General features: G+C 63.9%; 20 protein-coding genes. 13 read left to right on the top strand and 7 right to left on the bottom strand.

What is annotated here, in order from left to right:
* Window positions 1-51 precede the first annotated feature (51 nt).
* Window positions 52-945: a transcriptional regulator GcvA gene (gcvA, locus tag GJ699_RS09590; protein WP_154375496.1), complete on the top strand. Its 894-nt coding sequence runs from the start codon at window positions 52-54 to the stop codon at window positions 943-945.
* Here the strand turns inward: gcvA and GJ699_RS09585 are convergent, their stop codons facing one another.
* From GJ699_RS09585 to GJ699_RS34510, 5 genes are all read right to left on the bottom strand, one after another.
* Entirely contained in the window at window positions 946-1,221 is a 276-nt protein-coding gene (locus tag GJ699_RS09585; RefSeq protein ID WP_154375487.1) for a DUF493 family protein, read from the bottom strand.
* Between the two features lie 67 nt (window positions 1,222-1,288).
* A complete protein-coding gene (locus tag GJ699_RS09580) occupies window positions 1,289-2,077 on the bottom strand; it encodes a hypothetical protein (protein WP_154375486.1) in 789 nt (262 codons plus the stop codon).
* A 28-nt stretch (window positions 2,078-2,105) separates the two neighbouring features.
* Window positions 2,106-2,882 (bottom strand): DUF2491 family protein, encoded by a 777-nt coding sequence (locus GJ699_RS09575; RefSeq protein WP_154375483.1) that lies wholly within the window; start codon window positions 2,880-2,882, stop codon window positions 2,106-2,108.
* Between the two features lies 1 nt (window position 2,883).
* Window positions 2,884-3,513, bottom strand: coding sequence for a hypothetical protein (locus GJ699_RS09570; protein ID WP_371867512.1), 630 nt, complete (start codon window positions 3,511-3,513; stop codon window positions 2,884-2,886).
* A complete protein-coding gene (locus GJ699_RS34510) occupies window positions 3,482-3,775 on the bottom strand; it encodes a hypothetical protein (RefSeq protein ID WP_229262037.1) in 294 nt (97 codons plus the stop codon). Before GJ699_RS34510 ends, GJ699_RS09570 begins: the two co-directional genes overlap by 32 nt.
* Between GJ699_RS34510 and GJ699_RS09565 the strand changes: the two genes are divergently transcribed.
* Window positions 3,764-4,225 (top strand): phage regulatory CII family protein, encoded by a 462-nt coding sequence (locus GJ699_RS09565; RefSeq protein WP_229262036.1) that lies wholly within the window; start codon window positions 3,764-3,766, stop codon window positions 4,223-4,225. The two genes, GJ699_RS34510 and GJ699_RS09565, sit on opposite strands and share 12 nt — an antisense overlap.
* Window positions 4,226-4,320: 95 nt before the next feature.
* Here GJ699_RS09565 and GJ699_RS09560 read toward each other — a convergent pair whose 3' ends face one another.
* Both GJ699_RS09560 and GJ699_RS09555 read right to left on the bottom strand, forming a co-directional pair.
* Window positions 4,321-6,195: a FecR family protein gene (locus tag GJ699_RS09560; RefSeq protein ID WP_154375477.1), complete on the bottom strand. Its 1,875-nt coding sequence runs from the start codon at window positions 6,193-6,195 to the stop codon at window positions 4,321-4,323.
* Window positions 6,196-6,276: 81 nt separating this feature from the next.
* Window positions 6,277-6,915: a LysE family transporter gene (locus GJ699_RS09555; protein WP_154375475.1), complete on the bottom strand. Its 639-nt coding sequence runs from the start codon at window positions 6,913-6,915 to the stop codon at window positions 6,277-6,279.
* 101 nt (window positions 6,916-7,016) lie between these two features.
* On the opposite strand from GJ699_RS09555, the gene GJ699_RS09550 reads away from it, so the two are divergent.
* The 11 genes from GJ699_RS09550 to ccoG all read left to right on the top strand — a co-directional run bounded on the left by GJ699_RS09550 (window position 7,017) and on the right by ccoG (window position 19,234).
* The gene (locus GJ699_RS09550; RefSeq protein ID WP_154375473.1) at window positions 7,017-7,946 is read left to right on the top strand and encodes a DUF808 domain-containing protein; all 930 of its coding nucleotides are present in this window, start codon (window positions 7,017-7,019) and stop codon (window positions 7,944-7,946) included.
* Between the two features lie 226 nt (window positions 7,947-8,172).
* Window positions 8,173-9,807, top strand: a complete 1,635-nt coding sequence (locus GJ699_RS09545) for a methyl-accepting chemotaxis protein (RefSeq protein WP_154375472.1) — start codon at window positions 8,173-8,175, stop codon at window positions 9,805-9,807.
* Window positions 9,808-9,809: 2 nt separating this feature from the next.
* Window positions 9,810-11,222: an oxygen-independent coproporphyrinogen III oxidase gene (hemN, locus tag GJ699_RS09540; protein ID WP_154375470.1), complete on the top strand. Its 1,413-nt coding sequence runs from the start codon at window positions 9,810-9,812 to the stop codon at window positions 11,220-11,222.
* A gap of 7 nt (window positions 11,223-11,229) precedes the next feature.
* Entirely contained in the window at window positions 11,230-12,006 is a 777-nt protein-coding gene (locus GJ699_RS09535; RefSeq protein WP_154375468.1) for a sulfite exporter TauE/SafE family protein, read from the top strand.
* Window positions 11,985-14,444 (top strand): heavy metal translocating P-type ATPase, encoded by a 2,460-nt coding sequence (locus tag GJ699_RS09530; RefSeq protein WP_154375465.1) that lies wholly within the window; start codon window positions 11,985-11,987, stop codon window positions 14,442-14,444. The genes GJ699_RS09535 and GJ699_RS09530 overlap by 22 nt, the downstream gene beginning before the upstream one ends.
* Window positions 14,444-14,620, top strand: a complete 177-nt coding sequence (gene ccoS / locus GJ699_RS09525) for a cbb3-type cytochrome oxidase assembly protein CcoS (RefSeq protein ID WP_154375463.1) — start codon at window positions 14,444-14,446, stop codon at window positions 14,618-14,620. The genes GJ699_RS09530 and ccoS overlap by 1 nt, the downstream gene beginning before the upstream one ends.
* Window positions 14,621-14,696: 76 nt before the next feature.
* Window positions 14,697-16,115, top strand: a complete 1,419-nt coding sequence (gene ccoN, locus GJ699_RS09520) for a cytochrome-c oxidase, cbb3-type subunit I (RefSeq protein WP_154375461.1) — start codon at window positions 14,697-14,699, stop codon at window positions 16,113-16,115.
* A gap of 13 nt (window positions 16,116-16,128) precedes the next feature.
* Window positions 16,129-16,743, top strand: coding sequence for a cytochrome-c oxidase, cbb3-type subunit II (gene ccoO, locus GJ699_RS09515; protein ID WP_154375459.1), 615 nt, complete (start codon window positions 16,129-16,131; stop codon window positions 16,741-16,743).
* Between the two features lies 1 nt (window position 16,744).
* Window positions 16,745-16,906 carry a cbb3-type cytochrome oxidase subunit 3 gene (locus GJ699_RS09510; protein ID WP_154375457.1) on the top strand — a complete coding sequence of 54 codons (162 nt, stop codon included), beginning with the start codon at window positions 16,745-16,747 and terminating at the stop codon, window positions 16,904-16,906.
* On the top strand, window positions 16,899-17,852 hold the full coding sequence (gene ccoP / locus GJ699_RS09505) for a cytochrome-c oxidase, cbb3-type subunit III (protein ID WP_154375455.1): 954 nt from the start codon (window positions 16,899-16,901) through the stop codon (window positions 17,850-17,852). The genes GJ699_RS09510 and ccoP overlap by 8 nt, the downstream gene beginning before the upstream one ends.
* Window positions 17,849-19,234, top strand: a complete 1,386-nt coding sequence (gene ccoG / locus GJ699_RS09500; RefSeq protein WP_154375453.1) for a cytochrome c oxidase accessory protein CcoG — start codon at window positions 17,849-17,851, stop codon at window positions 19,232-19,234. Before ccoP ends, ccoG begins: the two co-directional genes overlap by 4 nt.
* The last annotated feature ends 3 nt before the right edge of the window (window positions 19,235-19,237 follow it).

Genomic DNA, 19,237 nt, shown 5'->3' with positions numbered 1-19,237 from the left:
CGGTATATTTTCGCAATTCTTGTTAGTTTTACTCACATAGTTATCCACAGGATGGCGCGTCGCCTGCCCAATTTTTCCGCCTTGCGCGCCTTCGAGGCGGCGGCCCGCCACGAGAATTTCTCGCGCGCGGCGGAGGAATTGCATCTAACGCATGGCGCCATCAGCCATCAGGTGCGGGCGCTGGAAGAAGAGTTGGGACGGCCGCTGTTCGTACGCCACGGCCGACAGGTGAAAATAACTAACGACGGGCTGAAGTTCGCCCAGTTCCTCGGCAAAGCCTTTGCCGACATCGCCGCCGCCACTGACGCCATGCGCGCCGCCAGCATCAACCAGCGGCTGACGATCAGTTCGATTCCCTCGTTTGCCGCGCGCTGGCTGGCGCCACGGCTGGGGCGTTTCATCGAACTGCATCCGGATATCGAGGTGGTGCTGCAATCGAGCGGGCAATTGCAGGATCTGGCGCGCGACGGCATTGACGTCGGCATCCGCTTCGGCCGCGGCCATTATCCGGGCATGGTGGTGTTGCGGCTGATGGGGGATGTGTATTATCCGGTAGTGAGTCCCCACTATCGCGATGGGCAACTGCCGGTGGTACCGCAAGATCTGACACGGCACACATTGCTGCGCTCGGTGGAGCGCTGGACGCCATGGCTGCACGCGGCCGGCGTCGACCTGCCGGAACCGTCCGGCGGGCTGTTGTTCGAGGATTTATCGATGCTGATCCGCTCCGCTGCCGACGGCAACGGCGTGGCGCTGGTGCGCCATGTGATCGCGATGCAGGAGATCCGTTCCGGGCAGCTGCTGCGGCTGTTCAATATCGAAACGCCCAGCCCGGATGAGTACTACTTCGTCTCGCCGCCCGGCGCGGCAAGCAAGCCGCAGGTGCTGGCGTTCCGCAGCTGGCTGCTGGAAGAGATAGAAACCTTCCAGCGCCAGCTGGCTTAATTACATGACAATCTTAACCATTGGGTGTGCGGACAGTTCGCTGTACAGCGCATCCAGCTGCTCGCGGCTAATCGCGCGCACCACGCAGGTCAGGCCGGTGTAATTGCCCTTGGCCGATGGGCGGACTTCCATTTTGCCCTCGTGGAAATCCTGGTCGTGCTTCTGCACCACCAGCACGATGGTCGGAGCGAATTCGGTATGAGTCGGCCCCATGACCTTGATCGGGAAGTCGCTCGGGTACTCGATGAGGGACTCGGACGGTGGGATCGGTTTCATATGCTGTTCCATTTCAATAAAGACTAGTGACGTCACGGTGACGCCGCTAGCCTATATTGTAGCCGGATCAGGACTTTGCAAGCGCCAGCGGCTCAGCCGCCGGCTGTCCCGACAGACGCTGCAAGCGCGCCAGCGCCGACTCGCCACCCAGCGCCGGCTGGCTCACCGATTTGCGGATCGCCTCCAGCTCGGCCGCCTGATCCAGCGGCTTCTGGCCGATGTCGGTAACAATGCGCAAGCCCTCGGCATCGTTGCGGATGGTGTCGGCGCGGCGGGTCAGCGCCGCCAGCGCGCTCGACTGCCCACGCATGCCCTGCAGACCGGCCAGCTGCGCCTGACGATCGGCGCGCAACTGCTGCAGATCCTGCTGGGCGCGCGCCGAGGCCAGCGCCTGCATCGCCTTCTTGGCCTGCGCGTCGAACTCGGACAACTGCTGCGACAGCGCGTTGACGATGGTCTGCAGCTCGTCCATGTACTGGCGGGCGTCGGCCTCCTCCTGCAATTCCTGCGGCAGACGCGCCTTGTTGGCTTCCAGCTCGTCGCAGAACAGCGTGATGGTGGATTCCGAAATCTTGCCGCTGGCCAGACGCTCGGCCAGCGTGCCGGCGGCCTGCTCGTCGGTGGCGATCAGCTGGCGCAGCTGGCTCACGTCGGACGCCTCCTTGTCGAAGGCGGCGCGGGCGGCGGCCAGCTTCTGGGCCGCGCTGCGCAGATTGTCGGCCAGGCGGTCGCGGTCGGCCTCGGTGGCGGTTTCCGGATCGAAGTTGGCGATCGCCTCCGACACCCGATTGCCCAGTGCGCCGAAATGCTTGGAAATCAGTCGCGCGGTCAAACCCCAGCCATTCAAGTTGCTCATGTCAGTCTTCCTCAATCAAAGTTGCGCATCATTGGATAACGATGCGTTGCTGCTCCACCGGGATGCCAATCACAAAGTCGACATGGATCCCGCGTTTGCTGCGATCGCCGTTCACGCTGTGGATGATTTCCGTCGTGATCAGCAAATATTCGTGGCCGCCGCCGCGCAGTTCGCGCACGTACGGCATGAAAAACATGTCCTGGCGCAGACCGGTTTGGCCGCTGCTATCGTCCAGCCGAACCTCGGTGCCGGTGAACGGCGGCATAAAGCCGGCCTCCGGGTCACCGGCGTCGCGCCAGTAATCGAGCCCCTCGCTGGCGCCGAACACCAGTTCCAGATCGAGGCCGGCATCGTCCAGCTGCTGGCGCCACAGCGTGTAGCTGCGGTCACCGAGCCCGAAGCCGGACTGGCCGGTGTAAGCATCCTGATCCTCGGCGGTTTGCGGAATCACGCGCGCCAGCTGGCTGCAATACATGATCTCGCTGACCTCGCCGCTGGCGCTCTGATACACCTGCAAGAACTTTTCCTTGTCGTCCTGGTCGCCAGTTTCCAGGTAATAGCGGTACAAGCCGCCCGACTGCTTGAGCTGGATCTGCGACACCGCCACAATGCGGGTGTCATCCGCATCCGGCAGCGCGATCAGCGAACCGGCACCCACCGCCCGCAGCAGCGGCGACTGCTGTATGCCAACCACGCTGCCGATGCGGGCGCCCAGCGGCAAACCGGTATCGGTGCGCGGCGCCTGATTGCCCATCACGCGGGCGGCGCCGCTGCGCAGATAGTTGTAAGCATCCGACCAGGCCATCTCAATTCCTTTCAAACGAATAATTCGGACCAGCGCGCAGGCGACGCAGCTTGCGCACGAAATACACCCCCAACCACACAAACAGGCTCAGCACCGACAGCCAGGCAAACCAGCGCAGCACGCTGCCGAAGAAAGAGGGCTGCGGCGGTTGATGCGGCGCCGGCGCACCCAGGCCCGGCATGCCGCTCACCGTGCCGCCGTCGGCGGCCGGTTGCTGCTGTTGCTGCGGCTGACTACCGGTCGGATAAGCCACCGGCTGATGGCTCTGGCTCATCGCATGGCCCAGCATGAAACCGATCACACCCGCCATCAGACCGTTACCGGACGACGCCGGTTGCTGATAAACCGGCGCCGGCACCGGATAAGGCGGTTGATAAGCGGGCCGCTGCTGTGGCGGCGCCTGCGGCGAGCGCAACGTGTCGTTCAGCGGCGGCAACGGGGTCGGTGCGTTGGCGGCGGCACGGCGCTGGTCCAGCGTCTTCAGCGCATTGGCCTCGGCGGCGCTGCGATCGGCATCGCGCGACAGCGCCGACGTACCACGCTGCGGCTGGGCTGGCGAACCGGCGGCCTGACCGAACGCGCCGGGGCCGCTCTGACGGTTAGCTGCCGGCGGCGCCGGCTTGCTGTGCACATTGGAGTTGTTCTTTTGTGAAGAAAATCCACTTTTCATCGACTTCGATGTGCCAGAATAGGAGGCCGGCCGGGTTGCCGCCGGCACATTGCCCACGAGGGCAAGACTCAGTATCAACACCAGCGCAGATTGAAATGACTTCATGATGTTTTTTCACAAAGAATTGAATGAAAAACAGCATAACGCCGCGCATCGGCGGCTGCATCGGTAATAAAAGGCCCGCATCACCATGACACGCAAATACCAAGACATGAATCAGCACGACGCGCTCTACAAAGTGGCGCGCGCCTATCCCGGCGGCATCGACGCGCTGGCGCAGACGATGGGCATCTCGGTCAACGTCCTGCGCAACAAACTGGCGCCGACCATCGCCTCGCACTACCCGTCATTTGAAGAAGTGTCGACCGTGGTCGACCTGTGCCACCGAGCCGGCGTGGCCGACGCCCACCTGCCGCTGCACGCGCTGTTGGTACGGCACGGCATGGCCGCGTTCGTGGTACCGACGCCGGACAACATCGGCGACGACGATTTATCGCAGACAGTCTGCAAAGTGATGAGCCAGGTGGGAGCGGTAGCGGAAGCCGTCTCCAGCGCGCTGCTGGACGGCAAAGTGACGCCGGCCGAAGCCGACCTGATCGAACGAGAATTCCAGGGCGCCTTATCCGCCCTGGGTGAATGGCGCGCCCGCCTGCGCCTCAAAGCCCAACAATAAACCCGGGGTCAATCCTCCCAAAGCTACACGAGCTCTGCTGTAGGTGACGCCTACAGCAGAGCTCGTGTAGCTTTGGGAGGATTGACCCCGGAGTTTTACTGCTGGTTGGTGCGGCGTTTTTCGCTGCGGCCGTCGTCGCGCGCTTTGTCGTCGCGACGCTGTTCGCCACGGCCGTTGTCGCGCTGCTCGCGTGGCGTCGCCTGAACTGGCGCGGGCGTCGGTGCTGGCGCCGGGGTGAACTGGCGCGCGGCCTGCGCCGGGGCCGGCGATGGCAACGGCATCGCGCTCTGCGGACGGATCTGTTCACGCTGCTCGCGCTGATCGCGCTGGTCCGGACGGTTGCGGCGCTCGTTGTCGTCGCGCTCGCGCGTCAGCTGTTGCGGCGCGACCGTCACCACTGGCGACGGTAACGGCATGGCCGTGGTCGGGCGCGATTGGCCCTGTTGCGCCGGCGTGCTGTTATTGCCATTGCCGCGCGGCCGCAGTTCGATCCGCACGTCGTTTGGATTGATGGTCTGCGCCGGCGTGTCGGGATGGCCGTACTGGTTGGGCGCCAAGGTGCTGATGCGACCCGGTGGCTGCTGCGCCGGCACCTGCACCGGTTGCGATGGCGCGGTGGTAATCAAGCGGCCCGGTCCGGAACGGGTATTGCGGTCGTAACGGCCATCGTTGCGGTCGTAGCGGTCGGGAACGCCGTCATGGTCACGGTCGCCCATGCCATTGGCTGGCGTCAGCGTGCGGACCGCTGGTTGCGGCGGCGCCGCCGGCGCCACGCTGCGGGCGAAATTGGTCGACGGGATTACCTGCGGTCCACGTCCAACGTTGATGTTGCGCCGGCCTTCGAATTGCTCGCGCGGCAGCACGGTCAGGCCGTCACGCGGGCCGTTCCAGTCGTTGCGCACCGGGAACGGCTTGCCGTTGTGGGTCCAGGTGACGCGCCGTTCGTAGTCGGACGAGACGCGGTAGTTCGGCACGTAGCGATCGCGCGGCGACAGCGGATACCAGCCCAGTCCCGGCCCCGGATGCTGCGGGCCGCCATTGCCGCCCACCCAGCCAACCAGCGCCGGCGCCCACACCGGCCGTCCCACCGGCCGCCCTGGCGCCCAGCACCAGCGGCGGTTGACCATCACCCAGCGCCCGTAGTGCGACGGCGCATAACCCCAGGGCGCATTGTCGACCCAGGTCCAGCCCCACGGCGCCAGCCAGATCCACTGGCCGTCGCGGTACGGCGCCCAGTCCAGCGCGACGTTGCGCGGCGTCCACAGCGGGCCGTATTCGGGGTTGTCGATCCAGGTGCCGTTGCGGTCCAGTTCTTCGTAGCCGGTGATGCCGCTGGAGACGTAACGGGTGGTGGTAGTGGTGGAGTCCAGCCGGTCGCGGTCTTCGGCCCAGACGTCGAAGCCGTCGCGCCGCGCCACGCTGGTGCGCACGTCTTCCGGCGTGATGTCGATGTGGCGGCCGTTGTTGACCACCACCGACGAGCCGGCGCCCTCAACCCGCGCGCTGCCGGCCAGCACGCTGACCTGGCTGGTGTCCGGCGTGCGATCAACGTCAACCCGCAGCACGCCCGGCTCCAGCAGCGTGATGCGTGCCTGTGGCGTCGTCAGCTCGAAATCGCGCAGCAGCTCGGGGCTGCGCACGCGGATGCTGACGCTGCCGTAGTTCAGGCGCAGCCGCAGCAAATCGTCATCCATGGCGGTGATTTCGAGGTCGGAATCGCCATCCAGCCGCACTGCGGTCGAGCCGATGCGGAATTCGGCGCGCGCGCCGCTGGCGGTGTTGACATGGTTGGCGGTGGTCACCGGCCAGTTGAGGCCAACGTTAACTGGGTCGCCGTCGCCCACCAGGGTCACCTGACCCTGCACGCTGGACATGCGGCCGACCATGGACGGCGGGTCGTCGGCCAGCGCCAACGCACTCCAGCCGGCCAGAGCGGCCAGCACGACGGTTTGGATCAGTTTGCGGCCCATGGCTGCGTCTCCCCTGTGGTTTATTCCCGATTTAACGCCGCACCTTCGAGTTCGACTACACGGGTTACAAATAATTGCAAATTAGGCAGTGGCGCCGCCGCGCTTGACGAAAAACAGCGCCGCGCCGACCGCCATCAGCAGGCCGCCAAACACCCGGTTCTGCTTCTTGACCGCGCGCGCGTCGCGGAAGAAGCGCTGCATCGACGAGGCCAAAAACGCATAGCTGTGCATGACGATCAGGTCGATGCAGCACATGGTCACGGCCAGGATCAGCAGCTGCGGCAGCAGCGGCTTGTCATGGGTAATGAACTGCGGCAGCACCGCCACCATGAAGATGATGCCCTTGGGGTTGGTGGCGTTGGTCAGGAAGCCGGTGACAAAGCGCTTGCGCGCGGTCGGCACCACTACGGCCGCCTGTTGCTGTTCGCTGATGTTGACCTTGGCGCGCCACTGGCTCAGGCCGAGGTAAATCAGGTACAGCGCGCCCACCGTCTTGACGATGCTGAATGCCACTTCGGACGCCATCAGCAGCGAGCCGACGCCGGCGCCGGCGATGAAAAACACCAGCAGCAAGCCGCTCTGCAGGCCGAAAATGGTGGCGCTGGCGCGCTTCACGCCGTACGACAATCCATGCGACATCGACAACACGGCGCCGGAGCCGGGCGAGATCGCGATAATCCAAGCAGCAACGAAGAAGGCGAGCCAGGTGGCGAAGGTCATGACAATTCCATTTGATTTCAGGCAATCTCCATTGTAGCGGTATCGTGGGCCACTCCGCTTGGGTTAATATTGCTTATCTCACCACACCAGGAGTAGCACAAATGGCCGGTTCCAGCCTGTTGGCACTGATCGACGACATCGCCACCATCCTCGACGACGTTGCGTTGATGAGCAAGATGGCGGCCAAGAAAACCGCCGGCGTGCTGGGCGACGACCTGGCGCTGAACGCGCAACAGGTGGCCGGCGTGCGCGCCGAGCGCGAGCTGCCGGTGGTGTGGGCGGTGGGCGTCGGCTCGCTGAAGAACAAGGCGATTCTGGTGCCGGCGGCGTTGGCGATCAGCGCGTTTGCGCCGTGGGCCATCACGCCGCTGCTGATGATCGGCGGCCTGTACCTGTGCTTCGAGGGTTTCGAGAAAATCGCCCATGGCGGCGATGACGAGCACAAGCAGGAATTGCACGCGGCGCTGGCCGATCCGGCGGTTGACCTGGTGGCGCTGGAAAAGGACAAAATCAAGGGCGCGGTGCGCACCGACTTCATTCTGTCGGCCGAAATCATCGTGATTGCACTGGGCACGGTGGCGGCAGCGCCGTTCATCCAGCAGGTGACGGTGGTGGTCGGCATCGCGGTGGTGATGACGGTGGGCGTGTACGGCCTGGTGGCTGCCATCGTCAAGATGGACGATGCCGGTCTGTACCTGAGCCAGCGCCCGGACAGCAACGCCGCCGTGCGCGCGCTGGGCCGGGTGCTGCTGAGCGCCGCGCCCAAGCTGATGAAGCTGCTGGGCGTGGTCGGCACGGTGGCCATGTTCATGGTCGGCGGCGGCATCCTGACCCACGGCCTGCCGTTCGCGCACCACCTGATTGAACACGCCGCCGAGGCGGTCGCCACCGTGCCGGCCATCGGCCCGCTGCTGCACGCGGTGGTGCCATCGCTGCTGGACGCGGTCGCCGGCGTGATCGCCGGCGCGCTGACACTGGCCGTCGTCACCCTCGGCGGCAAGCTGCTGCGCCTGGTCAAAAAGCCCGCCTGAATCTGTTTCCCTCCCATGCCGGCGACGCGCCTTCGCGTGCGCCGGCAGTCTCCCGTTGCAGTCATTTTGCTATCATTTATCAGCCAGTTGAAGTTCCCGCTGGCGTCCCGCCTACATCCACCAATCCGGGGAAATTTGATCTAAATCAATAAATTCGACAGGGGGACTACGTAAACTCACCATATCTATTGCGACAAAGCAATAAAAACATGCTGGAGAGCCAACTATGCGCAACAATCAACCTGTCACCAACCGCGAAGTGGAAGTCCTGGAAGATCAGGCCATCGTGTCGAAAACTGATTTGGATGGCAACATCACCTACGTGAATCCGTATTTCACCCAGGTCAGCGGTTTCAGCGAAGATGAGCTGATTGGCGCTCCGCAAAACCTCGTGCGCCATCCCGACATGCCATCCGAAGCCTTTGCCGACCTGTGGGCCTCGATCAAAGCCGGCACGCCGTGGACCGGCATCGTCAAAAACCGCTGCAAAAACGGCGACCACTACTGGGTGCGCGCCAACATCACCCCGATCCGCGAAAACGGCCGCACCATCGGCTATATGTCGGTACGGGTCAAGGCCGACCGTCAACAGATCACCCGCGCCGAACAAGCCTACCGCACCATCCGTACCGAGGCCAACCACGGCATCCGCATCAAGAACGGCCAGGTGATCCAGCCTGGCGTCGGCACGCTGCTGTCGCGCCTGAGCCATACCTCGCTCGGCTTCCGCATCTGGGCCGCCACCAGCCTGGTCAACGTGCTGCAGGTGATCGTCTGCGGCGCCGCACTGCTGAACGGCACCAACGCCCACAACTACGGCATCTTTGCCGCCACCTTCCTCGGCCTGCTGATCAACGTCTTCCTGTGGTACACGCTGCGGGTGTCGGTGCTGCAGCCGCTGGAGCGCGCACTGCATGGCGCGCGCGCCATCGCCGCCGGCGACCTGTCCAGCTCCTTCGACACCGAAGCCACCGATGAAGTAGGCCAGCTGCTGCGCGCGCTGCAGCAGATGAACAGCAACCTGATCGCCACCATCCGCGACGTCCGCGTCAACGTCGAGACCATGGCCGTCGCCACGCGCCAGATCGCCGCCGGCAATGCCGACCTGTCCGGCCGCACCGAAGCGCAGGCCGCCAGCCTGGAGGAAACCGCGTCCAGCGTCGAACAGTTCTCATCCACCGTCAAACAAAACGCCGACAACTCGGCGCAGGCCAACAAGCTGGCGCAGAACGCTTCCAACGTCGCGCTGCAAGGCGGCGAAATCGTGGCCGACGTCATCGCCACCATGGACGAGATCAACAACTCCTCGCGCAAAATCGTCGACATCATCGGCCTGATCGAAGGCATCGCCTTCCAGACCAACATCCTGGCGCTGAACGCCGCCGTCGAAGCGGCGCGCGCCGGTGAACAGGGCCGCGGCTTCGCCGTGGTGGCCGGCGAAGTACGCAACCTGGCGCAACGCAGCGCCACCGCCGCCAAGGACATCAAGAACCTGATCGACGTCTCGGTCGGCAAAGTCAGCGCAGGCATGGCGCAGGTCGACCGCGCCGGCGCCACCATGAAGGAAGTGGTGGCCTCGGTGCAGCAGGTCACCGCCATCATGAAAGAAATCTCGGTCGCCTCGCACGAGCAAAGCATCGGCGTCGACCAGGTCAACTCGGCCATCGCCCACATGGACCAGGTCACGCAGCAGAACGCCCAGTTGGTCGAAGAAGCGGCCGCCGCCACCGCCAGCCTGGCGCTGGAAGCGGGCGGCCTGACACAGGCCGTCAGCCTGTTCAAATTCGGCCCGGTACGCGGCGCGCGTGCCACCCGCGCCACCCATCCGCGCCCAACCTCCGTGAAACGACTGGCAGCATAATCATGATTACGCCTTTCCCTCCCGTTGAATTCGATGCCGCCATCATCGGCAAACTGAGTCAGTCGGGACCGCGCTACACCTCTTACCCGACTGCGGATCGCTTCCAGAACGACTTTGGCTACGGCCAGTTCCTGGAAGCGGTGGCCGGCCTGCGCATGCGGCGCAGTCGCCGGCCGCTGTCGCTGTACATCCATATCCCGTTCTGCGACACGATCTGCTACTACTGCGGCTGCAACAAGATCGTCACCAAGGATCACAGCAAAGCCGCCACCTACCTCGGCTACCTGAAACAGGAGCTGGACATGCAGGGCCGTTTGTTCGACGGCATGGGCCAGATCGAACAGCTGCACTTCGGCGGCGGCACGCCGACCTATCTGAGCGACAAACAGATGGGCGATCTGATGACCCACCTGCGCGCCAACTTCGACTTCGCCGACGATGCGCACGGCGAATACTCGATCGAAATCGACCCGCGCACGGTCAGCGTGGAGCGCGTGCACAGCTTGCGCAAGCAAGGCTTCAACCGCATCAGCCTGGGCGTGCAAGACTTCGATCCGGAAGTGCAGAAAGCGGTCAACCGCATCCAACCGGAAGCCGAAACCCGCGCCGTGATGGACGCCGCGCGCGCCGCCGGTTTCCGCTCGATCAGCATCGACCTGATTTACGGCCTGCCCAAACAGACCATGGTCAGCATGGCACAAACGCTGGACAAGGTCATCGCCGCCAATCCGGACCGCATCGCGCTGTACAACTACGCGCACCTGCCGCACATCTTCAAACCGCAGCGACGGATTGCTGACGCCGACCTGCCTGCACCAGCCGTCAAGCTGGAACTGCTGGCGATGTGCATCCAGCGCCTGTGCGACGCCGGCTACATCTACATCGGCATGGACCATTTCGCCAAGCCGGAAGACGAGCTGGCGGTGGCACAACGCCAGGGCCGATTGCAGCGCAACTTCCAGGGCTATTCGACGCGCGCCGAAGCCGAGCTGATTTCGTGTGGTGTGTCCGCCATCAGCGCGGTCGGCGCCACCTACAGCCAGAACGAAAAAACGCTGGAAGCGTATTACGAAAAACTCGAAAGCGGCGTGCTGCCAGTCACGCGCGGCATCAAGCTGGATAACGACGATTTGTTACGGCGGATCGTGATCCAGAAACTGATGTGCAATTTCGAACTATCGCTATCGTCGATCGAGCAAGGCTTCCCAATCAAATTCCGCCAGTACTTCGAGAAAGAGCTGGAGAAACTGCAAGCATTCGCCGACGACGGCCTGCTGACCATCGACGCCGAATGGATTTCAGTGACGCCGAAAGGCCGTCTGCTGATCCGCAACATCTGCATGGTATTCGACCGTTATCTGGGCATCGCAAACGACATCGCCCCGCAGCCGCTGCGCTACTCGAAGACCATCTGAGGATGACATGAACGGCGCCCAGCTACTGCCCGTGTTTGTGGTCGGCCTGGCCGGCAGCATCCACTGCGCGGGCATGTGCGGCGGCATCGTCACCGCAATGTCCACCTTCGGGGTCAGTTCCCAAAATCGGACATTGCATCGCGCACGATCCAATGTCCGATTTTGGGAACTGACCCCGAATTGGGGACATGTGCTTGCTTATAATGCGGGCCGTATCGCCAGCTATATGACGGCCGGGGCGCTGGCTGGCGGCTTGGCGCAGGGGGCGCGCGGTATGGCGGCGCTGGCTGGCGTGCAGTTGGGCTTTTATTGGCTGGCCAATGCGATGCTGGTCGCGCTCGGCCTGTATTTGATGAACGCGTGGCGCGGCTTGGCGGTGCTGGAGCAGGGTGGCCGTGTGCTGTGGCAGCGCGCTCAACCTGTCATTGGCCCCGCGATGAAAAATCTGATGCCGGCCGATACCGCGCCCAAGTCGTTCGCGCTCGGCGCGTTGTGGGGCTGGCTGCCTTGTGGCATGGTCTATAGCGCTCTGACCACGGCGCTGCTGAGCGGTTCGGCCGCCAACGGTGCCGCCATGATGTTGGCCTTCGGCCTGGGCACGCTGCCGATGCTGACTGGCCTGGGCCTGCTGGGCGCGCGTTTGACGCAGACCATGCAACGGCGCCCGGTGCGCATCACCTGCGGTTTGCTGGTGCTGGCGTTTGGCGTGATCGGTCTGGCCCGCGCCGCCGGCGGTATCACGCCCGAATGGATGGAAATGCTATGTCTCACACCACTCAATTGAAAGATGAACCGGCGCTGTGCTATCACTGCGGTCAGCCGCTGCCGGCCGTGCTCGATCACGCCGCGTGGACGGTGCAGATCGCCGGTGCGGCGCACACCATGTGCTGCCCGGGCTGCGCCGCCGTGGCGCAGACCATCGTCGATCTCGGACAGGAAAGCTATTACCGCGACCGCACCGCCTACGCCGCCAGCGCCGAGGGCGCGCAGCAGCTGCCGCCGGAATTGCAGCTGTACGACAACGCCGACCCGCGCTTCGCGCTCGATGAGGACAGTCGCGAATCCACTTTTACGGTGGAGGGCATCCGCTGCGCCGCCTGCGTGTGGTTGATCGAGCAGCGACTGGCGCGTCTGCCCGGCGTCGATAGTGCACAGCTCAATGTCGCCACTGAAAAGCTGTACGTGCGCTGGCGCAGTGTCGAGTGCAATCCCGGCGATATTCTGGCCGCGCTGCACGGCATCGGCTACGCCGCCTATCCTTACGATGTCGAGCGCCATGCCGATCAGCAGCGCCGTGCCGCCAAGACCTTGGGCCGCCAGCTATTCGTCGCCGGTTTGTCGATGATGCAGGTGATGATGTACGTCGCCCCTTCCTATCTGGCCGCCGGTGACGGTACGCTGGACGACAGCATGGCGACGCTGATGCGCTGGGCCAGTCTGCTGCTGACACTGCCAGCCATCGTCTACTCGGCGCAGCCGTTCTGGCGCGGCGCGTTCGCCAGTCTGCGCGCGCGCTCGCTGGGCATGGACGTGCCGGTGGCGCTGGGCATCGCCGCCGCTTTCGGCGCCAGCGTGTTGGCCACGATACGCGGCAGCGGTGAGGTGTGGTTCGATTCGGTCACCATGTTCATCTTCCTGTTGCTGTGCAGCCGCTTCCTGGAATTGCGCGCGCGCCGCAAGGCTGGTGCCGCGCTGGAGCGCTTGCAACATGCACTGCCGGCCTCGGCGTCACTGCTGGAGCATTATCCGGCCAACCGCGCCGCCACCATCGTGCGCGCGGCGGCGCTGGTTGTGGATAACATCATTGTTATCAAGCCGGGCGAGGCGGCGGCGGCCGACTGCGTCATCATCGAAGGTCGCACTTCGCTCGATCTGTCGCTGCTGAGCGGCGAAAGCGCGCCGGTGCCGAAAATCGCCGGCGACGCGATTCCCGGCGGCGCCATCAACGCCGGCAGCATGATCCTGGCACGCGTGACCAAACGGGCGCAAGACAGCACGCTATCCGATCTCATCAAACTGATCCACCGCGCTGGTGGCGACAAGCCGCACATCGCGCAGTGGGCCGACCGCGTGGCCGCATGGTTCGTGGCCGGGCTGCTGCTGTTCGCGCTGACGGCCTTCGGCTGCTGGTACTGGCTGGACGGTAGCGCGCTGCGCGCCTGGCCGATCGCGATCGCGGTACTGGTGGTGTCCTGTCCATGCGCACTGTCGCTGGCCACGCCAACCGCGCTGGCCGCCGCCACCGACGCGCTGCTGCGCCAGGGCGTGCTGGTGACCGGTCCGCAAACACTGGAGACCTTGCACCGCGCCACCCACATCGTGCTGGACAAGACTGGCACGCTGACCTGGGGCCGCCCGGTGCTACAACAGATCCAGCAACTGGGCGCGATGCAGCCGGACTTCTGCCTGCAAGTGGCGGCCGCGCTGGAAGCCGGCAGCGCTCACCCGCTGGCGCGCGCCATCCTCAACGCCGCCGCCGAGGCGGGACGCGAGAACTGGCACGCCACCGCGCTGGCCGAAACCGCCGGCTGCGGTCTGGAAGGCATGGTGCACAACCGTCGCTACCGTCTGGGCAGCGCGCAGTTCGTGGCCGGCATCAGCGGCCTGCCGCCCGAGCGCGCGCCGGCCGATGGCGTCACGCCGGTCTACCTCGGTGCCGACGGCCAGTGGCTGGCTTGCTTCCTGTTGTACGACGGCCTGCGTCCCGATGCGCAGGAAACCGTCAACTACTTCCGCCATGCCGGCAAGACGGTGGTGCTGCTCAGCGGCGACGATGCCACGCTGGCGCGCCGCGTGGGTGACCAGTTGGGCATCGAAACCACGGTCGGCGGTTATCTGCCAGCCGACAAGCTGAACTTCGTGCAGCAGCTGCAACGACGTGGCTGCGTGGTGGCGATGATCGGTGACGGTATCAATGACGCCGCCGTCCTGGGCGCGGCCGATGTCTCGTTTGCGATGGGCGGCGGCGCCGCGCTGGCGCAGGCGCATGCCGACGCGGTGCTGCTCAATGGCCGCCTGGGGGCGGTGGCGGACAGCGCGCGCGCGGCCGACCGCACCATGCGCATCATCCGCCAAAACCTGGGCTGGGCCACGCTGTACAACCTGGTGGCGATTCCAGCCGCCGCTTTCGGTCTGCTTAATCCGTGGTTGTCCGGGGTCGGCATGGCGGTGTCGTCGGCGGTGGTGGTGCTGAACGCGCTGCGGCTGCGCAGGTGCGCGTAATGGAAGCCTTGTATCTGCTGATACCGCTCAGCGTGGCGCTGGTGTTCATCGCGCTGTGGATTTTCTTCCGCGCCTCCGACGACGGCCAGTTCGACGACCTGGTCGGCCCGGCGCTGCGTATTTTGCAGGACGATGACAAGCCGCCTACGGATCAGAAGTCATCCGGCGAATTTTGATCCACATCAAGGTTTTTTAAGCTTCTCCTAAGTAACCTTTGACCTACATCATCAAAGTGTTCTGGGGAGAACTCAATTGGAACAATACAACTACAAGGTCGTGAAGCAATTTGCGATCGCTACTGTAGTCTGGGGCGTCATCGGCATGCTGGTCGGCGTCATCATCGCCGCCCAGCTGGCCTGGCCGGCGCTGAATCTGGACATACCATGGCTGACTTACGGCCGCTTGCGTCCGCTGCACACTAACGCGGTTATTTTTGCGTTCGGCATCTGCGGACTGTTTGCCACTTCGTACTACGTGGTGCAACGTACCTGCCAGGTACGCTTATTCTCGGACAAGCTGGCCGCTTTCACCTTCTGGGGCTGGCAAGCGGTGATTCTGAGCGCGGTGGTGACGCTGCCGATGGGCTTCACCCGTGGCAAGGAATACGCCGAACTCGAATGGCCGATCACCATCCTGATCGCGCTGGTATGGGTGTCGTACGCGGTGGTGTTCTTCGGCACCATCATCAAGCGCCGCGTCAAACACATCTACGTCGCCAACTGGTTCTTCGCCGCCTACATCATCGCCGTGACGATTCTGCACGTGGTGAACGGCATGTCGATGCCGGCCTCGCTGTTCAAGTCCTACTCGGTGTACGCCGGCGTGCAGGACGCCATGATCCAGTGGTGGTACGGCCACAACGCGGTGGGCTTCATCCTGACCGCCGGCTACCTGGGCATGGTGTACTACTTCATTCCGAAACAGGCCGAGCGCCCGGTGTATTCGTATCGCCTGTCGATCGTGCACTTCTGGGCGCTGATCTTCACCTATATGTGGGCCGGTCCGCACCACCTGCACTACACCGCGCTGCCGGACTGGACTCAGTCGGTCGGCATGGTGTTCTCGCTGGTGCTGCTGGCGCCTAGCTGGGGCGGCATGATCAACGGCATGATGACGCTGTCGGGCGCCTGGCACAAGCTGCGCACCGACCCGATCCTGAAATTCATGATCGTTTCGCTGTCGTTCTACGGCATCGCCACCTTCGAAGGTCCGATGATGTCGATCAAGACCATCAACTCGCTGTCGCACTACACCGACTGGACCATCGCCCACGTGCACGGCGGCGCCCTGGGCTGGGTTGGCTTCATCACCATGGGTTCGATCTACTACATCATCCCGCGCCTGGCCGGTGAACAGAAAATGTATTCGACCAAGCTGATCGACCTGCACTTCTGGGTCGCCACCATCGGCGTGGTGCTGTACATCGCCGCCATGTGGATCGCCGGTGTGATGCAGGGTCTGATGTGGCGCGCGGTCAATCCGGACGGCACGCTGACCTTCACCTTTGCCGAGAGCGTCAAAGCCACCTATCCGTACTACGTGGTGCGGGTGATGGGCGGCCTGCTCTACCTGAGCGGCATGTGCGTGATGGCTTACAACACCTGGATGACCCTGCGTAACACCAAGACCGCGGTGGCCGTGATCCCGGCCGTCAACGCCGCGCACGCCTGATACGGAGCTGCAGATGAAATTTACACATGAATGGATAGAGAAAAATCCCTGGCTGCTGATTGCGCTGGTGACGCTGGTGGTCAGCGTCGGCGGCGCCGTCGAGATCGTGCCGCTGTTCTTCCAGAAATCCACCACCGAGCCGGTGGCGGGCCTGAAACCGTATTCGCCGCTGCGCCTGACCGGCCGCGACATCTATGTGCGCGAAGGCTGCTACAACTGCCACTCGCAGATGATCCGTCCGCTGCGCGCCGAGACCGAGCGCTATGGCCACTACTCGGTGGCCGGCGAGTTCGTCTACGACCACCCGTTCCAGTGGGGTTCCAAGCGCACTGGTCCCGACCTGGCGCGCGTGGGCGGCCGCTATTCCGACGAATGGCACCGCACCCACTTGAACAATCCGCGCGACGTGGTGCCGGAATCGAATATGCCGAACTACCCATGGCTGGCGAAGACCGCGCTGGTGCCGGCCGAAGTGCAGCCGAAGATGCGCGCGCTACGCCGCATCGGCGTGCCGTACAGCGACGCCGAAATCGCCGCCGCGCCGGAAGAGCTCAAGGACAAGACCGAAGAAGACGCCCTGATCGCCTATCTGCAAGGCTTGGGCACCCTGATCAAGACGAGGAACTAGCATGGATATCCTGTTGAACAACGCCAGCAGTGTGATGACGGTGGTTTCGTTCATCACCTTCGGCGGCATCCTGTGGTGGGCTTATGTGCACCACAAGGACGCCGATTTCGCCAGCGCGGCCGCTTTGCCGTTTGCCGATGACGAGGAGACCCACCATGGCTGATTTCACCAATGGCTTCTGGGACTGGTACATCGTGGTCCTGACGCTGCTGGGCATCGTCGGCTGCGGCGTGCTGCTGTACTCGCAATCGAGAGTCAAGCTGGCCAAGACCGCCGACGGCAAGACCGACACCACCGGCCACGTCTGGGATGAAGATTTAACCGAGCTGAACACGCCGATGCCGCGCTGGTGGATGTGGCTGTTCTACCTGACCATCGTGTTCGGCCTGGCCTATCTGTTCCTGTATCCCGGCCTGGGCAGCTACGCCGGCAAATTCGGCTGGAAATCCAGCGGCCAGTATCAGCAAGAGCTGAAGCAGGCCGAGGCCGAGTATGGCCCGCTGTTCGCCCAGTTCCAGAAACAGGATCTGCGCGCGGTGGCGGCCGATCCGAAAGCACACGCAATCGGTGAACGGCTGTTCCTGACCTATTGCGCGCAGTGCCATGGCTCCGACGCGCGCGGCAACAAGGGTTTCCCCAATCTGACCGACAAGGACTGGCTGTTCGGCGGCGCGCCGGAAACCATCAAGGAAACCATCCTGCACGGCCGCACCGGCGCCATGCCGCCGATGGGTGCGGCAGTCGGTGGCGACAAGGATGTGGAAAACGTCGCCCACTACGTGCTGAGCCTGTCCGACTCGACCCACGACCCGATCAAGGCCGTGTTCGGCAAAGAGAAGTTCGCCGCCTGCATGGCCTGTCACGGCGCCGACGCCAAGGGCAACCAGGTGCTGGGCGCGCCCAATCTGACCGACAAGATCTGGCTGTTCGGCGGCAGCGTCGACACCATCAAGGAAACCATCAACAAGGGCCGTACCGCGACCATGCCGGCGTTTGCCGACTTCCTCGGCGACGCCAAGGTGCATGTGCTGGCGGCCTATGTGTGGAGCTTGTCGAACGATGTCAATCAACCCGCGCCCGCAGCCGACCCACCGGTAGCTGAAAAATGAACGCCCCACAGGAACAAGTCATCAAGATGTATGCGGCGCGCGAGGAAATTTATCCGCGCGAGATCGAAGGCAAATACGCGCGCCTGCGCTGGATCTTTGTCTGGCTGACCCAGCTGGCGTTCTACTGCACGCCGTGGCTGCAGTGGAACGGCCGCCAGGCGCTGCTGTTCGATCTGGGCACGCGCAAGTTCTACATCTTTGGCCTGGTCCTGTGGCCGCAAGACTTCATTTACCTGGCGGTGCTGCTGATCATCTCCGCTTATTTGCTATTCCTGGCGACGGCGATCGCGGGACGGGTGTGGTGCGGCTTCGCCTGTCCGCAAACGGTGTACACCGAAATTTTCCTGTGGATAGAACGCCAGTTTGAGGGCCGGCGCAGCGCCCGCATCGCGCTCGACCGTCAGCCAATGTCGCTGCGCAAATTCGCCCGCAAGGGCGGCAAGCATCTGACCTGGGGCTTGCTGGCACTGTGGACCGGCTTTACCTTTGTCGGCTACTTCACCCCGATCACCCAGCTGATGGGCGAGGTGGTGCATCTCAGCTTTGGTCCGTGGGAATGGTTCTGGGTGCTGTTCTACGGCTTCGCCACTTACGGCAACGCCGGCTGGATGCGCGAGCAGGTGTGCAAGTACATGTGCCCCTACGCCCGCTTCCAGAGTTCGATGTTTGATCGCGACACCCTGATCATCACCTACGACGCCGCGCGCGGCGAGCCACGCGGTCCGCTGTCGAAAAACAAAAACGGCAATGGCGGCTCGTGCATCGACTGCTCGCTGTGCGTGCAGGTGTGTCCGACCGGGATCGACATCCGCAACGGTCTGCAATACGAATGCATCGGCTGCGCCGCCTGCGTCGACGCCTGCAACACGGTGATGGACAAGACCGCGCAACCACGCGGCCTGATCCGCTACAGCACCGAGCGCGCGATGGAAGATCATCTGACGCCAACCGAAATCCGCCGCCGCGCCATGCGGCCACGGGTGAAGATCTACAGCGCCGTGCTGGGCTTGATCGTGGTGGCGGCCTGTACCGCGCTATACCTGCGCACGCCGCTCAAGCTGGACGTGATCCGCGACCGTGGCTCTATGGGCCGCGAAGTGGAAGATGGCATGATCGAAAACGTCTACCGGCTGCAAATCATGAACACCTCCGAGCAAGCGCACCGCTACCGCATCGAGGTCAGCGGCATCGACACGCTGGCCGTGGTCGGCCCGGCTGAGGTGCAGATGGATGCCACCGAAACCCGCGCCCATCCGATCCGCCTGCGCGTGGCGCACGGCGCCGGCCATGCCGGATCCAACAAGATCGCCGTGACGCTGACCGCAGTCGACGACGCGTCGCTGCATGTGAAGGAATCCGCGGTATTCATCGTGCCGCGCTAAAGG

It is taken from the genome of Duganella guangzhouensis (assembly GCF_009674535.1).
Taxonomy (GTDB): Bacteria; Pseudomonadota; Gammaproteobacteria; order Burkholderiales; family Burkholderiaceae_D; genus Rugamonas; species Rugamonas guangzhouensis.
The sequence above is the reverse complement of the archived record's forward strand: the minus strand, read 5'-3'. Positions and strand labels throughout refer to the sequence as shown.